General features: G+C 60.5%; 10 protein-coding genes. 8 read left to right on the top strand and 2 right to left on the bottom strand.

What is annotated here, in order from left to right:
- Positions 1-322: isochorismatase family protein (locus tag BSU04_RS26220; RefSeq protein WP_144021363.1), on the bottom strand; the 322-nt coding region annotated here is incomplete at its 3' end.
- A 289-nt stretch (positions 323-611) separates the two neighbouring features.
- On the opposite strand from BSU04_RS26220, the gene BSU04_RS26215 reads away from it, so the two are divergent.
- On the top strand, positions 612-1,130 hold the full coding sequence (locus tag BSU04_RS26215; RefSeq protein ID WP_089163304.1) for a Dps family protein: 519 nt from the start codon (positions 612-614) through the stop codon (positions 1,128-1,130).
- Positions 1,131-1,245: 115 nt separating this feature from the next.
- Here BSU04_RS26215 and BSU04_RS26210 read toward each other — a convergent pair whose 3' ends face one another.
- Entirely contained in the window at positions 1,246-2,166 is a 921-nt protein-coding gene (locus tag BSU04_RS26210) for a LysR family transcriptional regulator (RefSeq protein ID WP_089163303.1), read from the bottom strand.
- A gap of 118 nt (positions 2,167-2,284) precedes the next feature.
- Here BSU04_RS26210 and BSU04_RS26205 point away from each other — a divergent pair, with 118 nt between their 5' ends.
- From BSU04_RS26205 to BSU04_RS26175, 7 genes are all read left to right on the top strand, one after another.
- Positions 2,285-2,938, top strand: a complete 654-nt coding sequence (locus tag BSU04_RS26205; protein WP_089163302.1) for a DsbA family oxidoreductase — start codon at positions 2,285-2,287, stop codon at positions 2,936-2,938.
- Positions 2,935-4,083 carry an FAD binding domain-containing protein gene (locus tag BSU04_RS26200; protein ID WP_089163301.1) on the top strand — a complete coding sequence of 383 codons (1,149 nt, stop codon included), beginning with the start codon at positions 2,935-2,937 and terminating at the stop codon, positions 4,081-4,083. Before BSU04_RS26205 ends, BSU04_RS26200 begins: the two co-directional genes overlap by 4 nt.
- A 34-nt stretch (positions 4,084-4,117) precedes the next feature.
- Complete coding sequence (locus BSU04_RS26195; protein ID WP_089163300.1) at positions 4,118-5,332, top strand: MFS transporter; 1,215 nt, start codon at positions 4,118-4,120, stop codon at positions 5,330-5,332.
- Between the two features lie 149 nt (positions 5,333-5,481).
- Positions 5,482-6,624 carry an alkene reductase gene (locus tag BSU04_RS26190; protein WP_089163307.1) on the top strand — a complete coding sequence of 381 codons (1,143 nt, stop codon included), beginning with the start codon at positions 5,482-5,484 and terminating at the stop codon, positions 6,622-6,624.
- Between the two features lie 75 nt (positions 6,625-6,699).
- Positions 6,700-7,989: a c-type cytochrome gene (locus BSU04_RS26185; RefSeq protein WP_089163299.1), complete on the top strand. Its 1,290-nt coding sequence runs from the start codon at positions 6,700-6,702 to the stop codon at positions 7,987-7,989.
- Entirely contained in the window at positions 7,986-8,498 is a 513-nt protein-coding gene (locus tag BSU04_RS26180) for a (2Fe-2S)-binding protein (protein ID WP_089163298.1), read from the top strand. Before BSU04_RS26185 ends, BSU04_RS26180 begins: the two co-directional genes overlap by 4 nt.
- Complete coding sequence (locus tag BSU04_RS26175) at positions 8,495-10,759, top strand: xanthine dehydrogenase family protein molybdopterin-binding subunit (RefSeq protein ID WP_089163297.1); 2,265 nt, start codon at positions 8,495-8,497, stop codon at positions 10,757-10,759. Before BSU04_RS26180 ends, BSU04_RS26175 begins: the two co-directional genes overlap by 4 nt.
- Positions 10,760-11,822: the final 1,063 nt, after the last annotated feature.

The following is an 11,822-nucleotide window of genomic DNA, read 5'->3' as shown; positions in this document are numbered from 1 at the left end:
CCTTTTTCCGACCATTGGCGGCAAGCGAGTCACGAACCTTCTGGTCATCCCACGAATTCATGGACGTGCGTTCGAGCACTTTGTGATCCGGGAACACGTCCAGCAATTCAGGATACGTATAGCCCGAAAAACTCTCGGATTCGACTGTCGTAATGGTCGTGGGAATGTTAAACACCCGCGCTGCTTTCGCGAGTCCTACTACGTTGTTCTTAAGTACTTGACGGTCGATGGACTGGACCCCGAAAGCCATTTGCGGCTGCTGGTCGATGAAGATGATCTGCGAGTTTGCAGGCGTGAGGACTTCGAGTTTCGGATTTGCCATGGCTTTGTACATCCTTAAGGTTTGGTGAACACGGGGAGACGCGCGCACTCGCTTGAAGCGAGAGAAAAACTGGGATTCAGTCTATCAACCGCCTTCCCCAGCGTCCTTGTGGAAACCCTTAATAGTTCTTAAGCAAATGACAACAGGAAAGCCCCACCGATGCCTAGTGGACGCCCTTCTCAGAAGAATTCATATTTTCTCAGTGACTTAATGTACGCGGCGTTCCTACACTTGTTCTGCCGGATTAAGGAACATCCATTGCCCCGAGTGTCACTCAAAAGGAATCGCCATGAAAGACGAACTCAAAGCAGCAGCCCATCGCGCGGCGTCGCTAAAAACACCGACTAGCCTGAGCGCGGACGCGACGCGCGACATTGCCGCGGCGTTGACGACGCTGCTTGCCGACGTGTTCGCGATTTATCTCAAAACGAAGAACTTCCATTGGCACATGTCGGGGCCCTACTTCCGCGACTATCACCTGCTGCTCGATGACCAGTCCGACCAGATCTTTGCGATGACCGATCCAATCGCGGAACGCGCGCGCAAGCTCGGCGGCAAGACCCTGCACTCGACTGGCCAGATCACCAGACTGCAGCGCATTCTGGACAACGATGCACAATTCGTGACACCGGGCGACATGCTCGCAGAGTTGCGGGAGGACAATCTGGCGCTCGCCGGCTACATGCGCGCAACGCATGCGCTATGCGACGAGTACGGCGATGTCGCCACGGCGAGCGTGCTTGAAAACTGGATCGACGAAGCGGAGCAACGCGTGTGGTTCCTGTTCGAATCCGGACGGGTCGCGTAAAGGCGTGTGGTGTAGGGGGTGTACGGGCTTGTAGGGAGTGGCCGCACAAGCCACGACATGCCCCCGCGCGCACGTCGAGAGGGGCGAACGCCAGTCAAACGTGGGAGGTCGCCGTTCAGCCTTCGAGCGATGCGAGAAGTCGCGTTTCGAGAAACTGAACCAGTGCGCGTACTTTGCTGGAGTGACGTCGATTGGACAGATACGCGGCGTAGACGACAGCGTCGCCTTGATGAGGCCTCGCGTCGAAATGTTCGAACAGGCGCATCAGGCGTCCCGCTCGAATTTCGGTGGCGACCTGCCATTCGGGCAGCAACGCAATGCCGCGTCCCGCCATCACCGCCTCGAGCAGGATGTCGAGACTGTTCGACAGCAGATGACCACGCACCTCGACCCGCTGCTCCACATGCTCGCGACGGAAGGTCCAGATCTGGCGCGTGCGATAGCCGCCGCCGTACGCGACGCGAAGACAGTCGTGCGCATCGAGCGCCAGCGGAGTCTCAGGGATGCCGGCCCGTTCGAGGTAGTCGTGGCTTGCAACGACGTGGCGCGGATTGTCGGCCAGCTTTTTGACAATCAGGTTGGCGTCGCGGTCCGGACGGCCGATCCGGATCGCGACGTCGATCCGGTCCAGCGCGAGGTCGACGAAGTGATCGGCGACGACGACATCCAGGAAGACGCGCGGATTCTCCGAGAGGAAAGCCGCGAGGTGCGGTGCGAGCCGCAAGCGGCTGTAGGTGGACGGCACCGAGATTCTGAGCGAGCCGACCGGCGACGCGCCGCTGTCGAAGACGCTCTCGTCCGCCTCGGCGAGATCGTCGAGCAGTTTGCCGACCTGCTCGACATATGCGATGCCGGCGTCCGTGAGGGTGACCTGTCTGGGCGTACGGGTCAGCAGCGCCGTACCAAGGGAGGCTTCCAGTGCATCCATCAAGCGCGTAACCGAGGAGGTGGCCACCCCGAGACGTTGTGCGGCCTTTGAAAAGCCACCGGCGTCAGCCACTTCCAGCAACGTTTTGACGGCGAGGAATTTGTCCATGCTCGGTCTCAGCGACGTTTTGGTTGCGAATATTGCAACGCGGGGTTGCATTTTAACCCGATTCTCTAAATTTAACGCAACGGATAAGCTGCATCCGTTACTTAGTGAGGGGTGCAACATGCAAGCCATTCAAGTCGAGATTCATTACGACTTTAGTTGTCCGTGGTGCTGGATCGGCCAACGCAATCTTGCCGCGGCGCTGGCGGACTCCGGCGTCGACGCGGCTGTGTCGATGCGCTATGTGCCGTTCGGGCTGAATCCGTCGATGCCGGTGGAAGGCCAGGAGCGGCGCGCCTATCGGACCCACAAGTTCGGCAGTTGGGCGCGTTCGCAACTCATGGCTGCACAGATGACGGCCGCCGGTCTAGCGGCAGGCACCCCATTCAACTATGACAAGGTCCTGCGCACCCCGAATACGCGCCTTGCGCATCGTCTGATGCAGCTTGCGCCAAGCCGCGCTGAGCCGCGCACGACTGCCGCGCTGTATCGAGCCATCTACACCGCCTATTTCGCTGAAGGCCGCGATATCGGTTCACTCGACACGCTGGTCGCGATCGCAGCCGAGCACGCGCTCGATGCCGGTGAAGTGGGCGCGTATCTGCTGTCCGCGGCCGGCAATCCGGAGATCGACGTGGCGCGCGACCGGGCGGACAAGCTCGGTGTTCAAGCGGTGCCCGCCGTCGTGATCGATGGCAATGCGATCAGTGGCGCACAGCCGCCCGCCGTCTTTAGACACGCCCTGCGTTCGGCCGCGCAAAGGAAGGCAGCATGAGCGCCCTTGAACACCCTCGTGCGGTCGTAATCGGCGGTTCACTCGGTGGACTGTTCACGGCCACGACCTTGCGGGCGGCCGGCTGGCAGGTCGACCTGTTCGAAACGTCGTCGAACCAACTCGACAGCCGCGGCGGCGGCATTGTGTTGCAGCCGGATGTGCTGGATGCGCTCCACTTCGCCGGCGTCGTGTTGCCGGATCCGCCTGGCGTGGCTTCAGGTGAGCGCATCTACCTGGACCGCGACGACAACCGCGTCGAACAACTCTATATGCCGCAGATGCAGACGTCGTGGAGCCTGCTGTACCGCGCAATGAAAGATGCGCTGCCCGCGAAGTCCGTGCATGCGGGCGAGACCTTTATCAATTTCCGCATGGAGGGCGAGCAGATCGTCGCGCAATTCGAGAGTGGCCGTAGCGAGCGGACAGATTTGCTGATCGGTGCCGACGGCATCCGCTCCACCCTCAGACGGCGGTTGCTCCCCGAGGTGGTCCCGGCCTATGCGGGTTACGTCGCGTGGCGCGGACTAGTAGAGGAACACGATTTGCCGCTGCGCGAAGCGAACACGCTGCGTAACCGGTTCACTTTCCAGCAAGGCCAGGAGCATTCCGCGCTCGCCTATCTGATTCCGGGCGAGCACGACTCGACCGCAGCCGGTGAACGTCGCTGGAACTGGGTGTGGTATCGCAAATACAGCCGTAACAGGCTCAACGAGTTGCTGGTTGACCGTCACGGCATGGCACGCGCATTTTCGTTGCCGCCGGGCGCGACCAAGACCGCCGATATCGCAACACTGCGTAGCGACGCCCAGGCACTGCTCGCGCCAACGTTTCGCGCGCTTGTGGATGCCACCGAAGATCCGTTCATGCAGCCGATCGTCGACCTGCGCTCGCCGAGGATGGTGTTCGGCCGCGCGGTGCTGCTCGGCGATGCCGCATCTGTTCCGCGTCCTCATACGGCGGGCAGCACCGCAAAGGCCGCGGCTAATGCCCACGCCTTAGCGCTTGCGTTGTCATCCCACCAGCCGGGCGGCGTGACGATCGATTCAGCACTCACGCGTTGGGAAAACCAGCAGTTACAACGCGGCAGGCTGATGACCGATCTGGGCATTTCACTCGGCGACCGACTGATGAGCATCGCCCGCTGAGCGCACATTTTTTCGTTTCTTTCAGGGAGGTGCCATGTCAACCCAAGCATCCACGACTACGAGCGGCGCAAGCCCCGTCAAATTGACACGTGGACTAATCGCGCTGTTTGCGTTCTGCTGCGGGGCCATTGTCGCGAATCTGTACTACGCGCAACCGATCACCGAATTGATCGCACCGGCGATCCACATGTCCGGCGGCACCGCCAGCCTGATCGTGTCACTCACGCAGATTGGCTATGCGTTCGGCCTGTTCTTCCTGGTCCCGTTGGGCGACCTGCTGGAGAACCGCAAGCTGATGATCACCACCGCGCTCGTATCGATCGCGAGTCTCGCCGCCGCGACGTTTGTGCATCAACCGGGCTGGTTTCTGGCGATCTCGCTGCTGATCGGCTTCAGTTCGGTCGCCGTGCAGATTCTGATCCCGCTCGCCGCGCATCTTGCGCCGGACGAGTCGCGCGGCAAAGTGGTCGGCACAATCATGAGCGGGCTGCTGCTCGGCATTCTTCTCTCCCGACCGATCTCCAGCGTGGTGGCCGGGACTTTCGGCTGGCGCGTCGTGTTTGGTTCCGCGTCGGTGCTGATGGCCGTCGTCACGAGCGTGCTCGCGTTGACCATTCCGCGCCGCCAGCCGGATCACAAGGCCACCTACTCCAAACTGATTGGCTCGCTCGGCGATTTGGTCCGCACCATGCCGATACTGCGTCACCGCTCGTTGTATCAGGCCCTGATGTTCGCTTCGTTCAGCCTCTTTTGGACCGCGATCCCCATCGAGTTGACGCGGCGGTTCGAGCTTTCGCAGAACGCTATCGCGATCTTCGCACTGATCGGTGCTATCGGGGCCACCTCGGCGCCGATAGCTGGACGTTTGGCCGACGCGGGCCATACGGTGAGCGCGACGCTGATCGCACTCGTGGTAGGCGCCCTCGCCTTTGCACCCACGTTGATTCATCCGGCGTGGGGTGTGTTCGGACTCATCGCGACCGGCATCGTGCTTGACTTCGCCGTGCAGATGAACATGGTGCTCGGCCAACGCGAAATCTATGCATTGCACGCAGCCAGCAGAAACCGTTTGAACGCGCTCTATATGACCAGCATCTTCGTCGGCGGTGCATTCGGTTCGGCACTTGCCAGCCCGCTCTACGAGCATGGCGGCTGGCCGCTAATCGCGACTATCGCCACGGTCTTCCCGGTCATCGCATTGGCTCACTATATCGCGATCGGCCGGCCCTACGCCGCACGCAACGCTTGACGATCACTTTTCATGCGGGCGGCCAGACGGCAGGCCGTCCGATTTCATAACAATTAAGCGTGGCTTCAGGAATTTTTCGTGACGTGTGCGATAGGCTCAACAGCATCGTCACGCGGTTTCAGACGGTCAATCGTTTGAAAGGAACCATGATGTCATCTCTTTCACCTTTGCTCGACGGCTACGACTTGCATGGATTGCGCTTGCCGAACCGTGTGGTGATGGCGCCCATGACCCGCTCGCGCGCACCGTTGCGCGGCCGCCCGACGGAAATGATGGCGGAGTACTATGCGCAGCGTGCATCAGCGGGACTGATCATCACCGAGGCCACGAATGTCAGTTCCGCTTCGGCGGCTTTCGAACTCACGCCAGGCATCATGACGCTCGAGCAGATAGACGGCTGGCGTCACATCACGCGCACAGTCCACGCAGTCGGCGGTCGCATCTTCATGCAGTTGTGGCATGGGGGACGCGTCAGCTCGTTCGCACTGCTCGGCGGCGAGGCGCCGCTCTCCCCTTCCGGCGTGAATGATGACCTCGAACACTTGCAGGTGTGGGCTCAATTGCAAAATGGCCACTACACCCGGATTCATGCCACATCGTCGCGTGCGATGTCGCTCGACGAAGTGAATCTCACGATTGGTGCGTTCAAGCAAGGCGCGGTCAACGCGATCGCCGCAGGGTTTGATGGCGTGGAAATTCATGCGGCAAACGGCTATTTGCCGCATCAATTCCTGTCTTCGACCACGAATACGCGGGACGACCGGTATGGCGGCTCGATCGCGAACCGCGCCAACTTCCTACGCGACATGCTCACAGAGATCGGGTCGGTAGTGCCGCTGGACCGGGTCGGCGTGCGCCTCTCGCCGTATGCGCACTACAACAACGTACGCGATATGGACCCGGACGGCACCTACGACTACGTCGGCAAGATGCTCGGCGAATTCGGTGTCGCCTACATCCATGCGGCGGACTCGAACGGCTGGAGCGGCGCGCCGGATCTGCCGCGCATCATCGAACGCATGCGCAAGGCGTACTCTGGCACCTTGATGGTCAACGGCGGCATTTCCATCGACCAGGCCGACGACTTGATAGGTCATGGCGATGCCGACTTGGTGGCGTTCGCTCGCAAATTCATCGCCAACCCTGATCTCGTCGAGCGCATCGCAACCCAAGCTGCGCTTGCGTCGCCCAAGTCGACCGGCTGGTACGGCGGCGGCGATGCTGGCTATATTGACTACCCGTTCGACGACAGCGCCGGCCAGAACGTACCTGCCAGAACTGCTCAGGTATGACGCATCTCCTCGACTGCGCGCACGCCGAGAAACGCACGAATATTTCGATTCAAGACTTCAGTGACAGGTGCGCGAATGACTCGCAAGTCTAGACTGCTGACGCTGGGCGGGGTGGTCGTCGTGGCCGCGCTGATCGGCGCGCTGCTGTTGATGTGGAAGCCCGCTATTGCACCGGTTAGTCCTCCGGCGGCGTCGTCGTTCGATTCGCAGACGAGGCTCGCGGGCGCGCGCGTCGTGGCGCTCGGCGACTGCATCGTGTGTCATACCGCGAAGGGCGGCAAACCGTTCGCGGGTGGCCTGCCGCTCGCCACGCCGTTCGGCACGATCTACGCGACCAATATCACGCCCGATGTTGAAACCGGTATCGGCAACTGGTCGCTCGAAGCGTTCACGCGCGCGGTGCGTCATGGCGTCGCCCGCGACGGGCATCTGTTGTATCCCGCGTTTCCGTATATTCACTTTACACGGATGTCCGATCGCGACATGTCGGCCGCCTATGCGTATCTGATGACCCGCGAACCGGTCAGCGCGACCGCGCCGGCCAATGAGTTGATCTTCCCGCTGAACTTCCGTCCGTTGCTAGCTTTCTGGAACGCATTGTTCCTGCGCCCGGGCGAGCAGCAGGAGGACGCGTCGAAAGATGCCGGGTGGAATCGCGGCAAGCTGCTGGTGGATGGCCTCGGGCACTGTGCATCGTGTCATTCGCCGCTCAATATGATCGGCGGTGAAAAGTCGGGACACGCATTCGACGGCGGTATCGTCGACGGTTGGGAAGCGCCCGCGCTCAACGCACTCGGCGCGGCACCGAAACCGTGGACCCAAGAGCAACTCGTGGCGTATCTGCGCAGCGGCCGCGCCAGCGAACACGGCGCCGCGGTTGGACCAATGCTGCCCGTTACGCGCGATCTCGCCACCGCCCCTGAAAAAGACGTGCAGGCGATTGCCACCTACATCCTGTCGATTCAGAAGCCGCAAACGGCTATCGCGAACGTCTCCGCGGACGCATCGGTGCAAGGCGCGACCTCGCCGGAGGCACAGCGCGGCGCACTGCTGTTCGCGGCGTCGTGTGCGCAGTGTCACGGCGCTGCCGCCCCGATGCAGTCGATCGGCGAGCGCCCCACATTGGCCTTCAGTACCGCCGTCAATGCAGCGACGCCACGCAACTCGGCCCAGATGATCCTAAGCGGCAACGGCTGGTACGGCGAGGACAGCATGAACTACATGCCGGCCTTCAGCGAAGTCTATAGCGACCAGCAGATCGCGGATCTGGCCTCCTACATTCGCGCGGCGTATTCGCAGCGTGGCCCATGGACGGACGTCGGAGATACGGTCGCCAAAGTCAGAAAGGAGAACGACGCGCGATGATCAACCTTACCGTCAATGGCGTGCAGCACACACTCGATATCGATCCGTCGACGCCGCTGCTTTACGCGCTGCGCAACGACCTGCAACTGCATGGCGCGAAGTTCGGCTGTGGACTCGGACAATGCGGCGCGTGCACGGTCATCGTGGGCGACAAGGCCGTGTTCTCGTGTCTGATCCCCGTGGCGTCGATCGGCACGCGTGCCGTTCGCACGATTGAGAGTCTCGGCACGCCCGAGCATCCCGGCCCCCTGCAGAAGTCGTTTATCGACCATCAAGCCGCCCAGTGCGGGTACTGCATCGCCGGCATGATCATGCGCGCGCAGGCGCTACTCGATCGCAATCCGCGCCCGACCGAGCGGGAGTTGCTCGATCAAATGGAGCCGAACCTCTGCCGGTGTGGCACCCATACGCGCATCCTTGCCGCAATCCGCGAAGTCGCGCATCTACCCTCACACGATGTCGCGTCCGGCGCGCCGCCAAGTGCGGCAAGCCACGGAGTCACGCCATGATTGTCAAAGACGACGACTTCAACGGCGGACGGCGCCGCTTCATGATGTCCGGCGCGCTCGTCGTGAGCTTCAGTCTGTTGCCCGGCGTGAAGGCGATGGCGCAGGAAGTGATCGCGGACGAAGGCGCCGCGGTGCACGTCGCCAAAGCGACCGAAGCGCTGGCCGGCAGCCTGAAGACCAACCCGTATCTCGATGCATGGATCAAGATAGATCCGGCGGGCAAGGTGACCGTCTACACCGGCAAGGTGGAACTGGGCACGGGCGTGCGCACTGCGCTGTTGCAGATCGCGGCCGAAGAACTGGACATGGCGCCTTCGCTGATCACGTTTCTGACCGCCGACACGGGCGCTTCGCCGGACGAGGGGCTGACGGCCGGCAGCCATACGATTGCCGACAGCGGCAGCGCGCTGTTGAACGCTTCCGCTCAGGTACGGGGCCTGCTGATCGACGCGGCGGCCCAATACTTCCGCGTCAGCAGCAGCGTGCTGAGCGCGCGTAACGCAATCATCAAAGCGCCGGACGGCCGCACCATGACCTACGGCCAGGCTGTCGGCGCAGCAGATCTGCATCGCGTGGCATTGCCGGTCTCGCCATTGAAAGACCCCGCGACGTTCAGCATGATCGGCACCTCATTGCCGAGGCTGGATATTCCGGGCAAGGTGACCGGTAGCCTGAGCTATGTTCAGGACATGACGATGCCGGGCATGCTGCACGCGCGCGTCGTGATGCCGCCCGTCTATGAAGCGAAGCTGTTGGACACCAACACACCCGAGATTCTGAAAATGCCGGGTGTCGTCAAGGTGATCAGGAACGGCAGCATGCTCGCCGTGGTTGCCAAAGGTGAATGGCAAGCGGTACAGGCGCAACGCGCGCTCGCAGCCGGAAGCAAATGGAGCGCTGGGCGCGCGCTGCCCGACCCGGCCACCGTGCATCGCGATCTGAAGGTGATCGCCACCGAACACATCGAGATCGCCAACACGCACAACGTGGCAGGCACGCCGGTCAAAACGCTCAACGCGAAATACAGCAAGCGTTACATGCTGCACGGCTCGATCGGACCGTCCTGCTCGGTCGCGCTGTTCAAGGACGGCGCCCTGACCGTCTGGACCCATTCGCAAGGGGTCTATCCGCTGCGCGACGGGCTCGCTGAAATGCTCTCACTGCCCAAAGACAAGGTGCGCTGCGTCCACGTCGAAGGATCGGGATGCTACGGCCACAACGGGGCGGACGACGTCGCCGCGCACGCCGCGCTGATCGCGCGCGAGATGGACGGGCAACCGGTTCGCGTGCAATGGATGCGCGAACAGGAGAACACGTGGGACCACTACACGCCCGCCATGGTCACCGAGATCAGTGCTTCACTCGACGCGGGCGGCGCCATCGTCGACTGGAATTATGCGTTGTGGAGCAGTTCGCACAACGAGCGAATCGTGAATGCCGGGCGGCTCATTCCGGCACAGATGCTGGCGCAACCGTTCGTGTCATCGCCTTCGGTGCCGATGGTGCAACCCGAGGGCGGCGGCGACCGTAACGCGATTCCGCTGTACGCGCTGCCAAACATGCACGTCATGAACAATTTTTCGCCGACCATGCCGCTGAACACATCGGCAATGCGCTCACTCGGCGCGCACATGAATGTCTTCACGATTGAAACATTCATGGATGAGTTGAGCGCTGCCGCCGGCGCCGATCCAGTTGCGTTCCGGATGAAGCACATGCAGGATTCGCGTGCACGCGACGTCATCAAACTTGCTGCCGACATGTTCGGTTGGCCGCGAGCGCCTCGCAAGGCCAATCATGGCGTCGGCTTCGCGTTCGGCAAATACAAGAACCTAATGGCTTATGTTGCTATAGCCGTCGAGATTACCGTCGTACCGGAGACCGGCCAGGTGATTCTCGAGCACGCCGAAGTCGCGGTGGACTCTGGGCAAATCGTCAATCCCGATGGCATTCGCAATCAGATCGAAGGCGGCGTCCTTCAATCGGCGAGCTGGACGTTGTACGAAGAACTGAAGTTCGACAAGACGCGAATCCGCAGCTTCGACTGGAGCAGTTATCCGATCATGCGGTTCTCCGCCGTGCCACGCACCGTGAACGTCCATTTGATCGATCGTCCAGGGGCGCCTTTTCTAGGCGCTGCGGAAGCTTCGATGGGGCCGACTGCGGGCGCGCTCGGCAATGCGTTATTCGATGCGAGCGGAAAGCGTTTACGCGATATGCCGTTGGCCGGAGAAAGTCTGCGTCGGCAGCTTGAGTTTTAGCAAGGGTACCTTGCGTTGCCAGCACCACGCATATTCTGAAATCGAGGATAAGATGTGTTTCTTAAAACAAAGGTGGCGCGGTTCATTTCTGTTTTTATCCACTCAGCGGAACGTTTTTCCCTTGGCAACCTCAAGCTATCCAATCGGCAACCCGAAAGGCCGGAAGTAAGCTATCGAAATCGCAGTTCTTCATTGATTCCTGCAATACCGTGATCTCGCCATGCATGGCCTTGACTAGATAAAGTGCGCCACGACATAGTCGGCAGCATAGCAGTCAGTGTTTCCTGTGCATCTTGCTTAAGTGGATAGCTGGGACAGGCGTATTCCTGACGAGAGCCCGATTTTGTTCTTCCGGCATCTGCTTGAGACGCACGAAGCGGCTGATCTGAATTTAAAGACAGTCATCGCGATAGTGGCCGGGCTAACGCTAACGGGAATCGAGAACGATCACGGCGAAATTCACAACGCTGTTCGAGCCTTCAAACCTTTGAATTGAACGTCGAAAGCTAGTATCCGCGATTAGCTGAGAATCGAAACGCAGTGGTGGATTATCTTCAAAGTGCGTTTTTCAGGTTTCTCTCAACACCACATAAGGAGTTGTTATGTACATCAAATTTATGGTCTTTTGCTTTTTCTGGGGATTGTTCACATTATTTTCCCGTGCAGAGGGTTCGCCGTCCAGTAGACAGAGCGATGCGGCGGCCTCGACGCTGCTTTCCACGCAGGGCACAAGTTCGGCAAACGTCGATGTGAAAAATAATTCAAAGTTTGGCCTCATCAGGAAAACTAACGAGTCAAAGCGGAATTATCCGAAACTGAAACCAGACTATCCTTGCCAAAATCTTCACGTCAAGCCGACAAACTGCCCCGCGAGATAGATCCCCCAGCGTACGACCTTACCCATGATATCTCTCGCTGAAAATGGAATCGACTCGAAAATCGCCCGCGCAACTAATCATTGGTTTTTTCCATTTTTGCAACCCAGATCTCCGATGTAGTGTTGGCTCGCTTGAATCTCTTCAACGTCGTTAAGGGATCACTGCTCGCGCAACGATGAGATTCG

It is taken from the genome of Caballeronia sordidicola, from assembly GCF_002220365.1.
GTDB classification, from domain to species: Bacteria; Pseudomonadota; Gammaproteobacteria; order Burkholderiales; family Burkholderiaceae; genus Caballeronia; species Caballeronia sordidicola_C.
Note: the sequence above shows the minus strand (reverse complement) of the source record. Positions and strands in the feature narration are given on the sequence as shown.

Coding starts and splice junctions, on each gene's coding strand:
- BSU04_RS26180 (WP_089163298.1), top strand. CDS start 7,986: ATGATCAACCTTACCGTCAATGGCGTGCAGCACACACTCGATATCGAT.
- BSU04_RS26205 (WP_089163302.1), top strand. CDS start 2,285: ATGCAAGCCATTCAAGTCGAGATTCATTACGACTTTAGTTGTCCGTGG.
- BSU04_RS26185 (WP_089163299.1), top strand. CDS start 6,700: ATGACTCGCAAGTCTAGACTGCTGACGCTGGGCGGGGTGGTCGTCGTG.
- BSU04_RS26190 (WP_089163307.1), top strand. CDS start 5,482: ATGTCATCTCTTTCACCTTTGCTCGACGGCTACGACTTGCATGGATTG.
- BSU04_RS26210 (WP_089163303.1), bottom strand. CDS start 2,166: ATGGACAAATTCCTCGCCGTCAAAACGTTGCTGGAAGTGGCTGACGCC.
- BSU04_RS26175 (WP_089163297.1), top strand. CDS start 8,495: ATGATTGTCAAAGACGACGACTTCAACGGCGGACGGCGCCGCTTCATG.
- BSU04_RS26200 (WP_089163301.1), top strand. CDS start 2,935: ATGAGCGCCCTTGAACACCCTCGTGCGGTCGTAATCGGCGGTTCACTC.
- BSU04_RS26195 (WP_089163300.1), top strand. CDS start 4,118: ATGTCAACCCAAGCATCCACGACTACGAGCGGCGCAAGCCCCGTCAAA.
- BSU04_RS26215 (WP_089163304.1), top strand. CDS start 612: ATGAAAGACGAACTCAAAGCAGCAGCCCATCGCGCGGCGTCGCTAAAA.